General features: G+C 59.6%; 18 protein-coding genes. 15 read left to right on the top strand and 3 right to left on the bottom strand.

The window, feature by feature from the left end; genetic code table 11:
• The first annotated feature begins 1 nt into the window (after position 1).
• Positions 2-697 (top strand): VIT family protein, encoded by a 696-nt coding sequence (locus FJ443_RS24665; RefSeq protein ID WP_140522878.1) that lies wholly within the window; start codon positions 2-4, stop codon positions 695-697.
• Between the two features lie 230 nt (positions 698-927).
• Here FJ443_RS24665 and FJ443_RS24670 read toward each other — a convergent pair whose 3' ends face one another.
• A complete protein-coding gene (locus tag FJ443_RS24670) occupies positions 928-1,203 on the bottom strand; it encodes a DUF6522 family protein (protein ID WP_140522876.1) in 276 nt (91 codons plus the stop codon).
• Positions 1,204-1,947: 744 nt separating this feature from the next.
• Here FJ443_RS24670 and FJ443_RS31290 point away from each other — a divergent pair.
• From FJ443_RS31290 to FJ443_RS24690, 5 genes are all read left to right on the top strand, one after another.
• The gene (locus FJ443_RS31290; RefSeq protein ID WP_181165392.1) at positions 1,948-2,121 is read left to right on the top strand and encodes a hypothetical protein; all 174 of its coding nucleotides are present in this window, start codon (positions 1,948-1,950) and stop codon (positions 2,119-2,121) included.
• Positions 2,122-2,175: 54 nt separating this feature from the next.
• Positions 2,176-3,558: a hypothetical protein gene (locus FJ443_RS24675; RefSeq protein ID WP_318013165.1), complete on the top strand. Its 1,383-nt coding sequence runs from the start codon at positions 2,176-2,178 to the stop codon at positions 3,556-3,558.
• Positions 3,559-3,569: 11 nt separating this feature from the next.
• Complete coding sequence (locus FJ443_RS24680; protein WP_140522874.1) at positions 3,570-4,109, top strand: DUF2249 domain-containing protein; 540 nt, start codon at positions 3,570-3,572, stop codon at positions 4,107-4,109.
• Positions 4,106-4,432 (top strand): metal-sulfur cluster assembly factor, encoded by a 327-nt coding sequence (locus FJ443_RS24685; RefSeq protein WP_140522872.1) that lies wholly within the window; start codon positions 4,106-4,108, stop codon positions 4,430-4,432. The genes FJ443_RS24680 and FJ443_RS24685 overlap by 4 nt, the downstream gene beginning before the upstream one ends.
• A 525-nt stretch (positions 4,433-4,957) precedes the next feature.
• Positions 4,958-5,173 carry a DUF1858 domain-containing protein gene (locus FJ443_RS24690; protein WP_140522870.1) on the top strand — a complete coding sequence of 72 codons (216 nt, stop codon included), beginning with the start codon at positions 4,958-4,960 and terminating at the stop codon, positions 5,171-5,173.
• On the opposite strand, the gene FJ443_RS24695 is transcribed toward FJ443_RS24690, so the two are convergent.
• Positions 5,170-5,874: a Crp/Fnr family transcriptional regulator gene (locus FJ443_RS24695; protein WP_140522868.1), complete on the bottom strand. Its 705-nt coding sequence runs from the start codon at positions 5,872-5,874 to the stop codon at positions 5,170-5,172. The genes FJ443_RS24690 and FJ443_RS24695 overlap by 4 nt on opposite strands.
• 218 nt (positions 5,875-6,092) lie before the next feature.
• Here FJ443_RS24695 and FJ443_RS24700 point away from each other — a divergent pair, with 218 nt between their 5' ends.
• Positions 6,093-6,539, top strand: coding sequence for a pseudoazurin (locus tag FJ443_RS24700; protein ID WP_140522866.1), 447 nt, complete (start codon positions 6,093-6,095; stop codon positions 6,537-6,539).
• Between the two features lie 84 nt (positions 6,540-6,623).
• Positions 6,624-7,829, top strand: coding sequence for an NnrS family protein (locus FJ443_RS24705; protein WP_140523397.1), 1,206 nt, complete (start codon positions 6,624-6,626; stop codon positions 7,827-7,829).
• Between the two features lie 143 nt (positions 7,830-7,972).
• Here FJ443_RS24705 and FJ443_RS24710 read toward each other — a convergent pair whose 3' ends face one another.
• Positions 7,973-8,866 carry a ferritin family protein gene (locus FJ443_RS24710; protein WP_140522864.1) on the bottom strand — a complete coding sequence of 298 codons (894 nt, stop codon included), beginning with the start codon at positions 8,864-8,866 and terminating at the stop codon, positions 7,973-7,975.
• A 339-nt stretch (positions 8,867-9,205) separates the two neighbouring features.
• Here FJ443_RS24710 and FJ443_RS24715 point away from each other — a divergent pair, with 339 nt between their 5' ends.
• The 7 genes from FJ443_RS24715 to FJ443_RS24745 all read left to right on the top strand — a co-directional run bounded on the left by FJ443_RS24715 (position 9,206) and on the right by FJ443_RS24745 (position 17,967).
• On the top strand, positions 9,206-11,326 hold the full coding sequence (locus tag FJ443_RS24715; protein WP_224656232.1) for a NosR/NirI family protein: 2,121 nt from the start codon (positions 9,206-9,208) through the stop codon (positions 11,324-11,326).
• Between the two features lie 24 nt (positions 11,327-11,350).
• Positions 11,351-13,276 carry a TAT-dependent nitrous-oxide reductase gene (gene nosZ / locus FJ443_RS24720; RefSeq protein WP_140522862.1) on the top strand — a complete coding sequence of 642 codons (1,926 nt, stop codon included), beginning with the start codon at positions 11,351-11,353 and terminating at the stop codon, positions 13,274-13,276.
• A gap of 37 nt (positions 13,277-13,313) precedes the next feature.
• Positions 13,314-14,663, top strand: coding sequence for a nitrous oxide reductase family maturation protein NosD (locus tag FJ443_RS24725; RefSeq protein WP_140522860.1), 1,350 nt, complete (start codon positions 13,314-13,316; stop codon positions 14,661-14,663).
• Positions 14,660-15,577: an ABC transporter ATP-binding protein gene (locus FJ443_RS24730; protein WP_140522858.1), complete on the top strand. Its 918-nt coding sequence runs from the start codon at positions 14,660-14,662 to the stop codon at positions 15,575-15,577. Before FJ443_RS24725 ends, FJ443_RS24730 begins: the two co-directional genes overlap by 4 nt.
• On the top strand, positions 15,574-16,404 hold the full coding sequence (locus FJ443_RS24735) for an ABC transporter permease (protein WP_140522856.1): 831 nt from the start codon (positions 15,574-15,576) through the stop codon (positions 16,402-16,404). Before FJ443_RS24730 ends, FJ443_RS24735 begins: the two co-directional genes overlap by 4 nt.
• The gene (locus tag FJ443_RS24740) at positions 16,401-16,961 is read left to right on the top strand and encodes a nitrous oxide reductase accessory protein NosL (protein ID WP_224656242.1); all 561 of its coding nucleotides are present in this window, start codon (positions 16,401-16,403) and stop codon (positions 16,959-16,961) included. The genes FJ443_RS24735 and FJ443_RS24740 overlap by 4 nt, the downstream gene beginning before the upstream one ends.
• A 133-nt stretch (positions 16,962-17,094) precedes the next feature.
• A complete protein-coding gene (locus tag FJ443_RS24745; protein ID WP_224656233.1) occupies positions 17,095-17,967 on the top strand; it encodes an FAD:protein FMN transferase in 873 nt (290 codons plus the stop codon).
• Positions 17,968-18,281: the final 314 nt, after the last annotated feature.

The following is an 18,281-nucleotide window of genomic DNA, read 5'->3' on the forward strand; positions in this document are numbered from 1 at the left end:
CATGAGCCGCCTGCACAGTGAAAACCATCTCGTATCGCGCGTCGGCTGGCTGCGCGCCGCCGTGCTGGGCGCCAATGACGGAATCGTGTCGACGGCCAGCCTGATCGTTGGTGTGGCGGCGGCCAATGCCGCGGCCTCAAATGTTCTGGTGGCCGGCGTGGCCGGACTGGTCGCCGGCGCGATGTCGATGGCGGCCGGAGAGTATGTTTCGGTCAGTTCGCAGTCCGACACCGAACAAGCTGACCTTGCGCGTGAGAAGGGCGAGTTGGCCACGCAGCCAGATTTCGAGCGTCACGAACTTGCGGAGATCTATGTCAGACGAGGCGTCGAGCCAACCCTGGCCTTGCAGGTCGCCGACCAATTGATGGCGAAGGACGCGCTCGGCGCCCACGCACGTGACGAACTTGGTATCTCCGAGGTGACCACGGCGAGGCCGATCCAGGCCGCTCTGACCTCGGCTGCCGCATTTTCGGTTGGCGCAGCCATGCCTTTGGCGATGGTGCTTATTTCGCCGGCCGCCTGGCTTGCCACAACGGTGTCTGTCGCCTCCCTCCTGTTCCTGGCGGTTCTGGGTGCCATCGGGGCCAAAGCCGGCGGCGCCAATGTGCTGAGGGCAATGGTTCGTGTCACCTTCTGGGGCGCGCTGGCAATGGCTCTGACCGCCGGTATCGGCGCCGCCGTTGGTATTGCCATCTGACCGGCCTAGTTATTTCGATCTCGCTGTGTGGCTTGGGCTAGCGCTTCAGCACCAGCGCTCAGATCATTACATGGTCAGTGTGCGAGGCGCAGTGGAACCTGTTCGTGAAGCGAAGTGGCTCGGGATCGAAGTGGGCCAGATCAGTCGGGGTCCCAACGTCAGCAGCCTCATTGTGCTACAAGGAAGGAATTGACGGCCTCGCAGATGTCTCCAATTGCGCTGGGCACGGCTCAAGCCCGCCTCCAACGACGCTTTGGGGTCGCCACGATTAGTTCCTGGCTGATGATCTCACCGTTTGGACCGACAACTATTGTCAACTCACGATCATGAGAACGGAAGGCCAAACGGTGTTTGCCATCGTCCTCACCAACCCCTCGCTCAACCCGCCCTTTGATGCCGCCACGCTGGATCTGCCTTATGAAATACTCAACAGAGAACTTCATCGCTTTGGCGGCAGCCGCGGCATCGATCTCGGGCGCAGCATCCGCCCATTTAACCGAGATCATTCAGACCTCCACACGCAATCTCTGGCAGCGTCTTGTTCTGCATAATTCTCAACCTGCTGATTGCCCTCGGCCAACTGGCAAGGTGAATCCGCTCACCGCAGTTCTGCGTCCATTAGCATCGCGATAGATTCTAAACGACGGCCTTCCATCAAACTGCTAGCTCCAGTTTATGGCATCCCATCGGATGTTCTTTGCTCTAACGCAAGCGTCCTCGTCGCCGTGCTCGCCCCGACGGATTTCGGCCTGGACGGGCGGCTTTGCCCAGGGACGTTGTGGACTGTGGTGATTGCCTTTGGACGACTGATTAAAGCGCTCCCAAGCTGCTCTGGCCATCCTCGCGGCAATTGCTCTACGAAGGCTTGGTCTTGTCGGTCAAGCAGTTGCGATTGCGGAGATCGTTCCCTGCTCAGGCGTAATCGCGCTTGTCAGCGTCCTCACTGCTCTTGCACCGGAATGGCACCCGAAATCCCACAGGGCGATCACTAACCCGAGTAAGACGCGGATCGACCCCAGTTTGCGCGAACGCAAAGAACTATTGGGGCATGTCGGATAGCTTCTCGTAATCGACGTTCGACGACTTTGACCTGATGTGTTCGCGCGCTGCCCGAGGGGGATACGATTGCGCTTCTGCCGTACGATGCGGGATTGCTAAAGCGGTCGCACGTCGAAGCAAACAAAGGATTGCGAGGCAAATGCGAAGCGCTTTGACGGACGCCTCAGCGACCGGGAGTTCAAGGAAGTGACATGAACATGCAATTCGAGATAGGGATGGAAGACGCGATCAACGGATGCCCAAGCCTCGTATTCAGCACTGAAGCGGCGAGCGGCCCAAAGGCAGAGAAGACATGGCTGCCCATGCTCATCGCTGGGCTCGCCCCAATCGTGTTGGGTGCCACAGCGGTGATGGCCCTTGTGTAGAATGTCTGCTGCTCCGATTTGGCGAATGAGTTCTGACATGTCCCATGATCGCAGATGTTTTCATTGTATAGCTGTCTGGCGATGATCAACTCGGCTCTTTCGCGCTGGACCATGGCGTACTTCGCCTCGGCACTGGTGTCTTTGGTCGCCGCTCAGATGCTGATGATGGCCGGCTACGGTTTTCCGACTGTTGCCTTGGAAGCCCCAGAGACGCTTATGATCGTCCACATGATCACAATAGGCTGGCTTAGCCTTCTGATGTGCGGAGCCTTGTTCCAGTTTGTCCCGGTGCTCGTTGCGCGGCCACTTCGCTGCGAGTCTCTGGCCTTGCCGGCGCTGCTGTGCCTGATTGTCGGTCTGACTTGCCTGGTCACCGGATTCTTGCGCCTATCAGGAGCAATTGACGTTGATGTTCCTGCGCTTGCGTTTGCCGGGCTTCTCCTTCCGGCTGGCTTCGGATTGGTGGGATGGGCGCTCGCACGTACGTTATGGGATGTCCGACCATCCAGACTGCCACTGCCCGCGCGCTTCGTTGCGGGAGGGCTTGCCAGCATCGCAGTCACCAGCGTCTTGGGTGCCTCCTTTGCATTCTCGCTCTCCGGCGAGGTGCTAGGTGGGATTGGCATAGATGTGCAAGCGGCTCTTCCCACTCACGTGATGGTAGGCCTTGGCGGCTGGCTCGGCTTCACGGCCGTTGGTGTGAGTTACCGCTTGCTGCCAATGTTTATGCTTTCCCCGGACAGCGAACGCACCACGGGTTATCTGGTCTTGTGGGCCGGCGCTACCGCCCTGCTTCTTATTGTGTCGTCAGAGCCTTTGACACGTCTTTCCGGAGAGATAATGCTGCCTGCCGTTCTCGCTTGCTTACTCGCGTCCGCCGCGACGGTGTTCTATGCCATCGATCTCGTTTTCTTCTATCGCAGCCGCAAGCGACGCAAGATCGAATTGAACAGCAGTTCGGCGATCGGCGCCTTCTCCGCCCTTTATCTGTCGGTTGTGCTTCTCCTCGCTCTGCTGGCGACGGGAACGCTTGCGCAGCATGCAGGCGCAGTTGTCTATCTCGTTGCTTTCGGTTGGCTAACAGGGCTGGGGCTTTCGCAACTCTACAAGATCGTGCCGTTCCTAACCTGGCTCGAATGCTACGGACCGGTGATGGGCAGGAAGCCAACGCCGCGCGTCCAGGATCTTGTCGTCGAAACGCGCGGCAAGGTGAGTTTCGCACTCTTCTACGCCGGCGTGCTGGTCGGGACTGGGGCGCTTCTGACCGAGGTGCCGGGTCTGTTCCGCATGGCTACGGCTGTGACCTTAGCTGCTACGATAGCGATCGTCGCGGAACTCGTTCTTGCGCGCCGCCTTGCCAATGTTACCGCAGCCTTGCGCCTGCCCGAGGGAGCATCGCGCCCGCGCCTTTTCCTGCCCTCCTGGCGCCCATTATAGAGGAAACCCGAATGAGTGCCCCGCATTACGACCTCGACGTTCGGCCGATCCTTCGCGAAGGTGGCGAGCCCTTCAGTGCCATCATGGAAGCGGTGGCCGCACTCGGCCCGGGTCAAAGCCTGCGCTTGCTTGTGTCCTTTAAGCCCATTCCCTTGTTTCAGGTGCTTGGCGCGCGAGGCTTCGAGCCCTCGGCCAAAGAAATTGGCAATGGTGACTGGGAAGTTGTCTTCACGCCGGTTGGGGCAGCACAGCAGGTAGGGGAACCGTCGGAACGATCAGCAAGCACCGACGACATGCCACGCGACTGGCCAGAACCAATCATGGAGCTCGACAATCGCGATCTCGAGCCGCCGGAACCGATGGTCAGAACGCTGCAAGCGGTCAAGACCTTGGCACTTGGTCAGACGATGGCAGTGCTGCTGCCGCGCGAACCAGTTTTTTTATTCGATGAGTTGCAGGTACGTGGGCATCGCTGGCGCGGCACCTTCGAGCCGCAAGGGCACTATCGCATAGTCATCCGCTCTGGTGGGTCAGGAGGGCGAGTATCATGAACGGAGCGGAAGGCCAGGCACTAGCGGTTGGCATACGTGAATCCCTGCGCATGGTCATTGATCCGGAGCTTGGAGAAAATGTCGTCGATCTCGGATTGATCTACCAAGTTTCGGTGGAACAGGATGGGATAGCGCATATCGAAATGACGACCACGGCCCGTGCTTGTCCCGCGACGGGATACCTCAAGGATGCAGTCCGCTCGGCCGCCTGGATAGTACCTGGGATCCATTGGGTAGACATCCGGCTCACATATGATCCACCATGGGCACCTGATATGATGAATACAGACGCCAAGTGCCGTCTTGGCCTGACCGCAACGTGACCCATTGCATGACAGCATGGCTGCAAGGCAACGCCTCGTCATAGACGGTGCGCCGCTCTGGAAACGTCGTTGATTTACGACGGTCAAATGCGCTCCACGGCGTTGTGAAGACATCGGTCCTGATCGTCTTCATGGTTGAAAGGTGTGCGCGATTTCTGACCCGGACCCTTGCTACGGAGTTCCCGCAACCAGCGGCGCATATGCTTGCCTTGCAAGGCCGGGCCTTGCAGTGGCGCGTTTCACTTGTGGGCTTACGCTGTTCGGCCACGGCGAAGCGCGCTCGCTTTCCCGACCGTCGGAATGTTTATGACACGGGCGCTTAGCATCGGCTCAGAGTTTCCTGTTGGGGTGGCATGCCTACTCCTATGGACCAAGCAGCCTGCGCCCGCCCTCGGTGTCCAAAACGCATCTCAGCGTTGCTTGGGAAGGGGGCACACGCGGGAGGGCGCTTCCTCTTTGTCTCAGCGCAACGATCATCTGGAACAGCGGTTGCAAGATATTGCTTCCTAAACCTGGACGACGCGCATGAAGACCCGACTTCGCGACGATGCAACGATGGACGAAATAATGCTCAGGTGGCCGGCAACCATCGGAGTGGTTCTCCAGTATCGCCTGCTTTGCGTCGGCTGCCCGGTTGCCTCGTTCCACACCATTTCCGAAGCGGCGCGTGAGCACGGGATAGGCGAGGAATCACTGCGTGTCGATCTGAACGCCGCGATCGAGCGAACCGGAGCGGACTAGTTGTTCCCAGTCCGTCCTTCGGCCAGCAAAAGCAGGCGGTGAGGTTCCACCACGGTCACCTTTTCGCGGCCACTTTTAACGAGCCCCTTTTCCTCCCAAGATGAGAGCAGCCGACTCACCGTGTGCAGCGTCGTTCCTGTCATCTCGGCGATGTCCTGCCGTGATATCGGGAAATCAATCATGATTCCCTCATCGGTTTGCCGACCGGTCTGCTTGATTAACTTGAGCAGCGCATGGGCGACGCGCTGATCCACCTGTTCGGTGGACATCTCGATCACGCGCGTGTGAGCGTCCTGCAGCCTGCTGCCAACGGTTTTATAGGTATTGGCGCCAAAACTTGGGAAGGAATCCGCGAACTTGAGCCAAAGATGACCTGGCCATGCAAGAGCCACGCAATCGACGGCAGCAATTGCGCTGGCCGGATAGGTGCTGCGACCCAACGCGTGGGCAATCCCCATCAGTTCACCAGGACTAATGTAGCGCACGGTCACTTCTTGGCCGTCTGGCGTTGTCTTAACGACACGCACATGTCCGTCGAGCAACAAGAAGAAGGAGTGGGCTTCCTGCTCTTGCTCGAAGATAGGTTGATCCTTGACAACCCGCAACGATCGCGCTTGGCCGATCATGTAATCAAGATCCGTCGGGGTCATGCCCTGGAAGGCCGATAGCCCGGAGATCAACGACCGATCCAGACGGCTCAAGGGCAATTCCTCTTCCAAGATCTTGCAATGGGCATCAGCAAATCCGTGTCTCTGTCGAGCACACAATGTCATGGGTTCCCGACGGACGGCAAGGGGCACCAAGCCCGGCCTTTTCCTTCGACCTTGTTTGCGTTGCATCAAAGTTCGCATGCTGAAGTCAGTCTAAAAGCTCCCCAACGGCGAACCCGTCAAATATGAAATCACAGAAAGGTAAAATCATGAGATACGCAGTCACCATCGCCACCGCGCTCGCCGCCGCATCGCTAATGAGCGGAGCTGCTCAAGCCGCCGATCACCAGATCCAGATGCTCAACAAAGGTGAGAAAGGCGTAATGGTCTTTCAACCGGACTTTGTCCAGGCAGCGCCTGGTGACACCATCACGTTCGTGCCAACCGACAAGGGCCACGATGCCGAAACGATCAACGGCATGATCCCCGACGGCGCGAAGACTTTCAAGGGCAAGCCGGGCGAACAAATCACCGTTACACTCGACAAGGAAGGTATCTATGGCGTGAAGTGCGCGCCTCATTATGGGATGGGCATGGTGGCGTTGATCGTGGTCGGCAAGCCGGTCAATCTGGCGCAGGCAGCGGCGGTTAAGCAGTCCGGGAAGGCGAAGAAAGTGTTCGAGACGCTGTTGGGTGCAATTCCAGCAGGCAACTGAAGGTGGGGCAATTCTTGTTCAGAGACCTAAAGGACCTGCGGGCGGACGTTAGTCCGCCTATGGTTCCCTTTTGAAATGCATCCGATGGCAATCCCACGCACACGACCCGGCACTTATCCGGCGGTTCTCTCCTACGGTTTCCGGCCGTTCTTCCTGCTCGGCTCGCTGTATGCCGGAGGGGCGATCCTGCTCTGGCTGCCGTTGTTTTACGGTCGTATCGAAACCTCAAGCGCCTTCTTGCCGGTAGACTGGCATGTCCACGAGATGCTGTTTGGCTATCTCGCGGCGATCGTCACGGGTTTCTTGCTGACCGCGATCCCGAATTGGACCGGACGACTGCCGGTGCAAGGCCTGCCTTTGCTGGCACTCGTCCTGTTGTGGCTTGCGGGGCGGTTCGCCGTGTTCTTTTCGGCGCAGACCGGCTGGCTCGTTGGAGCCGCAATCGACTGCGCCTTCCTTGTGGCTGTCGCGGTCGCCGCCGCGACTGAAATCATCGCGGGTCGGAACTGGCGGAACCTCAAGGTGCTGTTGCCGGTCGCCGTACTTTTGGTGGCCAATGTGATGTTTCATGTCGAAGCGCACAACCATGCAGTCTCGGACATCAGCCGCCGGCTCGGACTCGGGGCTGCCGTCGTTCTGATCATGATCATAGGCGGACGTATCGTTCCCAGTTTCACCCGCAATTGGTTGGTACGCGAAAATCAGGGACGCCTGCCGGCCCCGTTCAGCCAATTCGACATCGCAGCGATCGCACTGTCGGCGACCGCGTTGGCGGCCTGGGCATTCTTTCCCGAAAGCAGCGCGACAGGCGCGATGCTGATCGTCGGGGCGGCCTTCAACGCTATCCGGCTTGTGCGCTGGGCGGGTGATCGCACGTTTCGTGATCCGCTGGTGCTGATCCTGCACGTCGCGTTTGCCTTCGTGCCGATCGGTCTCCTGCTCGCCGGACTTGCCGTCGTCGTGCCGGAGACAGTCCCTTCGGCGGCGGGCATTCACGCGTTCAGCGTAGGAGCGGTGGCATGCATGACGCTCGCCGTCATGACCCGAGCCACGCTTGGGCATACAGGGCGCGAATTGCGGGCGACCATTGGCACACGCGTGGTCTTTGTCGCGATCGTGCTTGCGGCCGTCCTGCGCATCGGCGCCGCGTTCCTACCTGCGCAAGCAATGCTTCTCCACATGTCGGCGACGTTGTGGGTGGCGGCCTTCCTCGGATATGTGGCCCTGTTTGGCGGCATGCTCGTTCGGCCCAAATTACGTGCGCGGCAGCCGAACAAGGCGCCTTCTTGACGCGCGAGACCTGGACCGCGCCGTATCGAAGCAAACGGAATGCCGTCGACATCGCTTGGTATGACGAATCCGGAATTTGTATCACGTTGGAGCAGCGCAATTGGCGAATTTCGGTGTTGAACCCACACTGATCGCGCCAACAATCATAGCGGCTGTTCGTCGAGATATCTCAAAGTAGCCAAGCGCTTAATGGCAGTCGTTGCCAGCATTTGAGCTCGGTCGCGGTCGGCCTGGAGGGGAAGGGTTTCCCCCGCGTTGAGGTAGGATTCGGCCAGCAGCTCGCAGAGAGCATCCAAGGATTCCGGCGATCGGTCGCTGATAGACGTGTTCGTTCCAAACGGACTGGCCGTGAGTTGTTGCGCAAGTTTTCGTGCCTCTGCCGCCAGACCGCTAAGCACGGTCTCGTCATGTTCCCCGCGAAGCGCCGCAAATGCTTTCAGTCGGATCGCGACCTGTTCTTCCATGGTTGCAAGGTCGCCAGCGCTGGCAAATGTCGCGTCGGCCTCACGACGCGAAGAGAATGCAAGCCGGCGTTCGACCCGCAGAACACGGGCATGTTCCAACTCCTCTCTGGCCATCTGCTCGGCAGCGGAGCGGATCTCCGTTGAAGGTGCGTTCGAAGCTACGTAGGACCAAAAGGCAAAAGCGCGCTCTTCGTTTCTCACTGCCATCGCAAACGAATGGTAGGGGTCCACAAGTTCCGGCGAGACCACGGCCGTGTTCTCGTCATCGAAAACACCTTTCGGCGTCCATCGGAGCTGCCTCAGATCCGGATCATTGCCACTGGATTGCCGGGACCAGCGAGTGACGTTTTCGATATGGCCCGTTTCCTCCTTGACCAGGCGCTCGAAGACCTCGGCCAGTCTCGCCTGACCCTTATCGCGCATTCGTTGTGCCAGTTCTGAGTACCTTTGAGCAGATTCCTTCTCCATCGCGAAAGCGATTGCCAGAAGTTCGGCCATCGACCTGACCGGCGCCGCCGGCTCTGCTCCCAAACGAGACATGACTTTTTCCTCCGATGCCAGTTTTTCCGACACTAAGCCAACTGCCTGGGAGTTGTTTGCGCTGCGTCAAAGAACTCCCGTCCAAAACCGCCGACACACGCGCCAGAGGCTGCTGGCGGACGAAACCAGCCGGCTCCCAGCTTGAGAACGTGATGAAGGAAGCCAATGCCGGGGAGCATTTCCACACGATATATGTTGGCCGCTTGTTTCCGACTCTGGAGGAACTGGCGCCGCCTTGCTGCGTGGGCAATTACAACCCTTGCAATCCTAACTGTCTTGTCCGCTCCCACCCATGCGGCTGGGAGCCTTAAGGATTACCTGGCAAACACCAAGCCCGGGGAGCTTATCCAGGGAGGCGACCGATACGGGGAGATGGAGGGGGTCCCGGCGCTGGCGCCAGTCTATTCGGGAAACCGAAAGATCGGATATGCCTACCTCAACACCGACTTTTCCAGCGCCGTTGGATATTCGGGAAAACCGATCAGAATTCTTGTTGGCATTGATCCCGCGGGCATTATCCGCGGAATCAAGCTGGTCGAGCACAAGGAACCGATCGTCCTCATAGGCATACCGCAGGCAAAGGTCGTTGCGGCGCTCAACTTATTGATCGGCAAGGACCTTAGTCGCGTCGCTGCTGGGGCAGAACAACTTCCGCAGGTCGACATCGTCAGCGGTGCCACCGTGACAGTTCTGGTGATGAGCGACAGCGTCGTCCGCTCCGCCGTCAAACTGATCCGGAGCAACCGTCTTGGTGCAACGGGTTCGTCCACCTCACCAGTCGCCCCAGGGCTGATTAAGAAACCGGACCTATCCAAGTCTGAAATCCGCGATTGGGCTTCGCTCCTGGGCGATGGCTCAATTCGCAGCCTCCGCCTCAGCGTCGGCGAGGTCTCCGACGCTTTCGCGCAAGCCGGCCATCCAGAAGCTTCCGTCAAGCCCGAGACAGCCAATCCAGGCGATCGCTTCATCGACTTGTATGTGGCTGCGGTCAGTGTGCCGACGATCGGTCGCAGCCTTCTGGGAGATGCCGCCTACGAGCGGCTGCAAAGGAAGCTCAAGCCCGGGCAGCAGGCAATCGTTGTTGCCGGGGAGGGCGCTTATTCCTTCAAGGGCTCTGGCTATGTCCGGGGCGGGATCTTTGATCGGATCGAACTGCTGCAAGACGGCCAAGGTGTCCGGTTCCGCGATCGAAACCACACCAGACTCGGCGACCTGGCGGCCAAAGGCGCGCCGAGCCTGCGCGAAATAGCATTGTTTTCCGTACCGGAGGAATTTTCGCTCGATCTGACGCGGCCTTGGGAACTGCAACTGCTAGCCCAGCGTAGCTTTGGTGCGCGCGACAAGGCGGTGCTTCCGTTCAATGTCGGCTATACTCTTCCCGACCGTTACCTGACGATCGAAGAGCCTCCGGTGCAGGAGGCCGTCAAATCGGTTTCGGAAGCGGCCGCGCCGGCACCTGCGTCGGCTGAAGAGCCAGGCGCGACTTTCCCCGACCAAGAACCGCTCTGGATGAAAATTTGGAGGATGGACACCGTTTCGCTCGCCATCACCGTGGCCGCCCTCCTTGTCCTTACCGCCATCTTCTTCTTCCAGAACTGGCTGGTTCGGCGGCCACGCCTGTTCGGTTGGGTGCGACGAGGCTATCTCCTTTTCACACTGGTCTGGCTTGGATGGTACGCCAATGCCCAGCTCTCCGTGGTCAATGTGCTGACGTTTTTCAACTCGTTGATCAGCGGCTTCAGCTGGGAATTCTTTCTGTCGGCACCCCTCATCTTCATCCTTTGGGGTGCGGTTGCGGCCGGGCTGCTCTTCTGGGGCCGTGGGCCGTTTTGCGGCTGGCTTTGTCCGTTCGGTGCGCTCCAGGAGCTAAGCAATAATCTGGCGCAGTGGCTGAAAGTGCCCCAGATCACGCTGCCCTTCGGCCTGCACGAGCGGCTGTGGCCAATCAAGTACATCATCTTCCTCGGCCTCTTCGGCCTTTCGCTCTATTCGGTGGGAATGGCAGAGACTTACGCCGAGGTCGAGCCGTTCAAAACCGCGATCATCCTGAAGTTCGCCCGCGAATGGCCGTTCGTGATCTTCGCGCTGGCGCTTCTGGTTGCCGGCCTGTTCATCGAACGCTTCTACTGCCGCTATCTCTGTCCGCTCGGCGCCGCACTCGCCATACCAGGGCGCATCCGCATGTTCGAGTGGCTGAAGCGCTATCCCGAGTGCGGCTCGCCCTGCCAGCGTTGCGCCAAGGAATGCCCCGTGCAGGCGATCCATCCAGAGGGCCAGATCAACGTCAATGAATGCATCTACTGCATGCATTGCCAAGAACTCTACCACGACGACCATCGCTGCCCGCACATGATCCAGGTGCGCCTGAAGCGCGAGAAATTCGAGGCGCTCTCGTCACCGTCGAGCCGGGGCAAGGGGCCGGCCAAGCCGGTGATCGCCTTCAAAGGCAAGCCAATCGAGCAAAGCAGCCCTGTTCTCAGTTCAACGACCTAAGACTCAACCAGAAGGAGACGGAATATGTCGGAAGAAGACCGCAAGAGAACCCTGAGCAGGCGCCAGCTGTTGGGTACGTCGGCAATCGTGGCGGCCGCCGGCGCATCGGGCATTGGCGGCACGCTGACATTGGGCGGAAGCATGGTGTCGCCGGCTGCGGCACAGAGCGCTGCGTCTGGAGGGCAAAAGTTCGAGGTCATGCCAGGCGAGCTCGATGAATATTATGTGTTCTTTTCGAGCGGCCAAAGCGGCGAAGTCCGCATTGTCGGTGCGCCTTCGATGCGCGAACTGATGCGGATCCCCGTCTTCAACCGCTGCAGCGCGACCGGATGGGGCCTGACCAACGAAAGCCGCAAGGTGCTGACCGAAGGGCTGCTGCCGCAAACCAAGGAATTCCTGAAGGACAAGGGCGGCATCTACCTCAACGGCGATCTTCATCACCCGCACCTCTCGTTTACGGATGGCACCTATGACGGCCGCTACCTGTTCGCGAATGACAAGGCCAATACCCGCGTGGCCCGTATCCGCCTCGACGTGATGAAATGCGACAAGATCATCCAGCTGCCGAACCAGCACACCGTGCACGGGCTGCGCGTCCAGAAATATCCGAAGACAGGCTACGTTTTCTGCAATGGCGAGGACCGGGTGCCGATCCCGAACGACGGTAAAGTCCTCGACGACAAGACGAAGTACCACGCCATCTTCACCGCCGTTGACGGGGAGACAATGAAGGTCGCATGGCAGGTGATGGTCGACGGCAATCTCGACAACGTCGATGCCGACTACCAGGGCAAATATTGTTATGCCACCTGCTACAATTCCGAAGAAGGTGTCAATTTGGCCGAGACGATGGCGAAAGAGCAGGATTGGGTCGTCATCTTCAATCTCAAGCGCATCGAGCAAGCCGTCGCCAAGGGTGATTTCAAGGAAATCGGCGGCGTGCCGGTCATCGACGGACGCCACGGTTCGCCCTACACGCGCTACGTTCCCGTTCCGAACAGCCCGCATGGCATCAATACCGCGCCAGACGGAATCCATGTGGTGGCCAACGGCAAGCTGTCGCCCACCTGCACGGTTTTCGATGTGCGCAAGTTCGACGATCTCTTCGACGACAAGATCCAGCCCCGCGATGCCGTCGTGGCCGAACCCCAGCTCGGTCTTGGGCCGTTGCACACGGCTTTCGATGGCCGGGGCAATGCCTACACCACCTTGTTCATCGACAGCCAGATCTGCAAATGGAATATCGACGATGCCAAGCGCTCCTTCGCCGGCGAGAAGGTCGATCCGATCCGCCAAAAGCTCGACGTCCATTATCAGCCCGGCCACAACCATTCCTCGATGGGGCAGACGAAGGAGGCGGACGGCAAATGGCTCATCTCCCTCAACAAGTTCTCCAAGGACCGGTTCCTCAACGTCGGCCCGCTCAAGCCTGAGAACGACCAGCTCATCGATATCTCGGGGGATACCATGGCGCTCGTCCATGACGGGCCGAGCTTTGCCGAACCACATGACGCAACGCTGGTTCACCGGTCGAAAATAAACCCCGTCAGCGCATGGGATCGGGCGGACCCGTTCTTCGCTGACGCGGTAAAACAGGCAGTTGCTGACGGCATTGACCTGCTGGCGGATAGCGAAGTCATCCGCGACGGAAACAAGGTTCGCGTCTACATGACGTCGGCTGCACCGGCGTTCGGACTGGAGAGCTTCTCCGTCAAGCAAGGCGACGAGGTCACGGTCTACGTCACCAATATCGATGAGGTGGAAGACCTCACCCATGGCTTCGCAATCGTCAACTACGGGATCAACATGGAAGTAGCGTCCCAGGCAACTGCTTCGGTGACGTTCACGGCCGACCGCGCAGGCGTCTACTGGTATTACTGCTCCTGGTTCTGTCATGCCATGCACATGGAGATGCAGGGCCGCATGTTCGTCGAGCCGCAGGCGGCGTGACAGCATGGCTCGATTGGCCACCCTCGGAACTTTGGGAATGGCGGCGTTTCTCGTCGCCATTCCTGGTAACGATGCCGGGGCGGCGGAAATCGCCGTGCCGGCCGATGAGACGCCCCTTCAAACGACCGTCGATGCCGCCGCCCCCGGCGACGTGCTGTTGCTCGCAGTCGGCAGACATCGCGGTCCTGTATCCATCAACAAACGGGTGACCCTGCAAGGCCAGGCGGGCGCAATCGTCGAGGGTGATGGCCAGGGCAACGTGATCACCGTCGAGGCCGCGAATGCTGCGGTGCGCGATTTGGAGATTGTTGGTTCTGGGTCCGACTTGGATGCGATGGACGCCGGCGTGTTCGTGAAAGAGACGGCCAAGGGCGTGATGGTCGAGGGAAACACGATCCTCGGCAACCTCTACGGAATATATCTCCATGGCGCTGCGGGCGCCGTCGCTAGGGGTAACCGCATAGAGGGCATGCGCACAGGGCGGACGAACCAGGCTGGAAATGGCGTCTCCGTCTGGAACGCGCCAGGCGCCAAGGTCGTCGGCAACCAGATCAGCTTTGGACGCGATGGCATTTTTGCGACTGCCAGCAAACACAATGAATTCAGCGCGAACACCTTCCACGATGTGCGGTTCGCCATCCATTACATGTACACAAACGACAGCGTGATCAGTGACAACGTTTCAGTCGGCAATGTTGTTGGCTACGCCATCATGTATTCCAGTAGGCTGCGGGTCACGGGCAATTTGTCCGACGGCGACCGCGACAACGGGCTGCTGCTCAATTATGCCAATGGCTCAGAAATAAGCGGCAACGTGGTTCGCGGCCGAAGGCAGCCGATCGGAAGATGGGCGAGCAACGGACAGCGTTTCGCCGACACGGACGGACTTCCTGTGGCCGACGCGGACAGGGTGGTGACTCCGACAGGGGCCATTACCCGCCTAGGCCCCGAGAAGTGCGTGTTCATCTACAATGCAAACAAGAACCGCTTTCGCGGCAATCGATTCGAGGGTTGCGAGATCGGCGTGCATTTTACGGCCGGTTCGGAAGGCAACGAGATGGCCGGTAACGCCTTCATCCGCAATCGAAACCAGGTGAAATATGTCGGTACGCGCTACCTTGAGTGGTCGAGCGGCGGCCGAGGTAACTACTGGAGCGACAACCCGGCTTTTGACCTGAACGGCGACGGTATCGGCGACAACTCCTACCGACCAAACGATATGATCGACAAAGTGCTCTGGACAGCGCCGGCGGCGAAGGTTCTCGTCAACAGCCCCGCGGTGCAGGTGATCCGCTGGGCGCAGACCCGATTTCCCGCAGTCTTCCCCGGCGGCGTCGTCGACAGCCATCCTCTGATGAAGCCGGCTGACACGAAGGAGAGCCCATGAGCGTCAACATTCAATTGAACTCCGTTGCCAGGCACTTTGGCAGGGTCAGGGCCGTCGATGACGTTTCATTCGCACTGAGTGATGCTGAGACCGTCGCCCTCGTTGGACATAACGGTGCGGGCAAGACAACCCTGATCAAGCTCATGCTTGGGCTGAGCCGGCCCACATCAGGTTCCGTGACCGTGCTGGGGCAGGATACGTCAGCCGGAAATTCCGCCGTTCGCAGACATCTTGGCTATCTGCCGGAGAACGTTTCGTTCAATCCGGTTCTGACTGGCCGCGAAATGCTTCGATTCTACGTTGGATTGAAGGGCGAGAGCCCGCGCTCCGTGAACGAGCTGATGGATCGGATCGGTCTTGCGCATGCTGCGGACCGACGCATTGGAACTTACTCGAAGGGCATGCGGCAGCGGCTGGGATTGGCGCAAGCGCTGATCGGAACGCCGCGGGTTCTTCTGCTGGACGAGCCGACCACCGGCCTCGATCCAGAACTGCGCCAGCAATTCTATCGGATCGTGCGTGAAATGCGGGATGCGGGGACAACGATCCTTCTGTCGTCGCACGCCCTCAACGAGCTCGAAGGAAACGCCACGCGCGTCATTATAATGAACGAAGGCAAGAAGATCGCGGACGGGTCGCTCGATGAATTGCGGCGGATCTCTCGCCTGCCGACGGTCATTCGGATGAGGGCTACCGACGGCGGCGTCCAGCGCATCAGGGACTGGATGGGAAATGGGCCGGATCTCCGGCAGGTGAACGGCCATACCATCGAATTGGACGCGTCCCCCGATAGCAAGATCGCGTTCCTGCGCCGGACAGGCGGCGCCGAAGTGCCATTCGACGACATCGAGATGGTGCCGCCCGGCCTCGATGAACTTTATGCCCATTTCCTCGGCGGGAGACCATCAGCATGAGTACGATCGCGCTTCTGGCCGTCAAGGAAATCCGCGAAGGGCTGCGAAACCGCTGGGTGGTGGCAGCGACAGCACTGTTGGCGGCGCTCGCGCTAACCCTGACGTTTCTCGGCAGTGCGCCAACTGGCAATGTCGGGGCCGGCGCTCTTGACGTTGTCGTGGTGAGCCTGGCCAGCCTCACCATATTCATCGTTCCGCTCATCGCCTTACTGATCTCCCATGATGCGATTGTCGGCGAGATCGAGCGCGGCACGATGACGTTGTTGCTGAGCTATCCCGTGCGGCGTTGGCAAGTGCTTCTCGGCAAGTTCCTTGGCCATCTTGCGATCCTGGCATTTGCGACCCTCATTGGGTATGGCGTTGCCGCGATTGCGCTGGCGGCGACCGGAAAGTCGATTGGCGGCGCCAGTTGGTTCGCCTTCGGAACAATGACGGCCTCATCGGTGCTGCTCGGAGCCGTGTTTGTGGCGATCGGCTATCTTGTGAGCGCGCTCTCACGCGACCACGGAACCGCGAGTGGGATCGCGATCGGTATCTGGCTCCTGTTTGTGCTGATCTACGACATGGGGTTGCTGGGATTGCTGGTAGCCGATCAAGGGCGATTCGTGACCGCCGGCATGCTAAATGCCCTGCTTCTTCTTAATCCGACCGATGCGTACAGGCTGCTGAATCTCATGGGCACTGCCGAGATCAGTTCGGCATCCGGCATGGCTGGAACCGTCCAGAGTGTCGGGCTCGGTTCCTTGTCGCTCGTGGCGACACTAGCAGCGTGGACGGTGGCGCCGATGGCCGCCGCCGCTTTCATATTTTCGACGAGGGAGTTGTGAGGATGCGCTTGGGACTGGGACTCCTCGCCGGAAGCCTCATAGCCATAGCCGGCTGTCAGCGCGGCCCGGACAAGATGCCGGCGCCGTTCGCCATGACCGAAGATGCGATGGGTCGCTATTGCGGTATGAACATCCTCGAACATCCGGGCCCGAAAGGGCAGGTTATCCTTGCCAAGTATGACGAGCCCATCTGGTTCTCCTCGGCCCGCGACACGATCGCCTTTACCATGCTGCCAGAGGAACCCAAGGACATACGGGCGGTCTACGTGTCCGACATGGCGAAAGCACCCAACTGGGATAATCCAGGTATCAACAACTGGGTGAATGCCAAGGACGCCTTTTTCGTCATCGGGAGCGACAAAAAGGGCGGCATGGGAGCTGCGGAAGCGGTGCCTTTCTCCTCCAGCGAATCCGCCCGGGCCTTTGCCAGCGAGCATGGTGGCCAGGTCCTGAACTTCACCGACCTGCCGCGCGATTACGTTCTGGGGCAGGAGTCTGAGACGGTTTCCGATCGGGGCTCGGACCCGCAATCGCTTGATCCCGACAACGTCAATTGAGGGCGCCATGATCTCCCATATGTCTCGCCGTCGATTCATTGGCATAACTGCTGCGGCTGCTGGAATGGCCTTGCTTCCGCTCGGTCGCAAAGCTCTGGCGACACCGTCGGCCGTCTCGTGGCGCGGAGAAGCTATGGGCGCCCAGGCAACGCTGCTGATCAACCATCCCGACCGAGCCTTGGCCTTGAGGCTCGTTGACCAAGTTGCCGCCGAAGTCCGCCGCTTGGAAAGGATTTTCAGCCTCTATCGTGAGGATTCGGACCTTTCGAGATTGAATCGCCAAGGATTCCTGGTCTCGCCGGCAACGGATCTCGTCGAAATCCTTCGCCGTTGCAACGACGTCTGGCGTCTTACCGGGCGCGCCTTCGATCCTACGGTGCAGCCATTGTGGCTGGCCTATCAACGCCACTTTTCCGATCCCGGAGCCACTGCGGCCGGGCCGTCGCGGCGGGTCATGCAAGAGGCCCTTGATCGGGTCGGCTTCGACAGATTGGCCTACTCGGAAGATCGCATAGAATTGCCGATGGCCGGGTCGGCGCTCACGCTCAACGGCATCGCGCAGGGTTACGCAACGGATAAGGTTGTCGATCTGCTGCGTGCCGGCGGCGTTGAGCACGCGCTCGTCAACATGGGCGAGGGCCGTGCGATCGGATCGGCGCCGGAGGACCGTCCTTGGCGCATTGGCATAACTGATCCCTTCAATTCCGATTCGATTCTGAAAGTCTTGCCGCTGACGGACAGCGCCGTCGCCACCTCGAGCCCGGCCGGCTTTCAGTTCGATGAAGACGGCCGGTTCACCCATATTATTGATCCGCGAACCGGATCCACTCCCCAACGCTATGCGAGCCTGAGCGTCGTCGCGCCGACTGCCACGATTGCGGATGCACTGTCGACCGCCTTCAGCTTGATGGACGTGGAGACAATTGCCGGTGCGGTCCGACGCCTCGATGGCGTAGACGCGTATGTTCTGTCGCAAGACACTCTATGGACGCACGTCAAGTCTTAAATCGGGGAGTGGGGATGGGCGGCAAAGGTACAAGTCCAATTGCCCGCATTGTCAGGCGGCTCTGCCAGGATCGGGTGCCAAGTGAGTCTTCTCCCGCAAGACTGCGAGATAATCGAGAAAAAGCGATACTGGCTCACCTTTAGAAATCGCCAGTCAGTCGGCACAGGTACCTGGCCTCCCACTGCCGGCGAGAACGCGGAGCCGTTGGGTCACTGGTACAACCGCGAAGGACGGGCATCTATTTTCTCAGGACGGACGGAGCGTCAGTCATGCTAGCCGTTCGCCCGTACGGCTCTTTGCGGAATGCCGACAAG

Source organism: Mesorhizobium sp. B2-6-1 (assembly GCF_006440475.1).
Classification (GTDB): Bacteria; Pseudomonadota; Alphaproteobacteria; order Rhizobiales; family Rhizobiaceae; genus Mesorhizobium.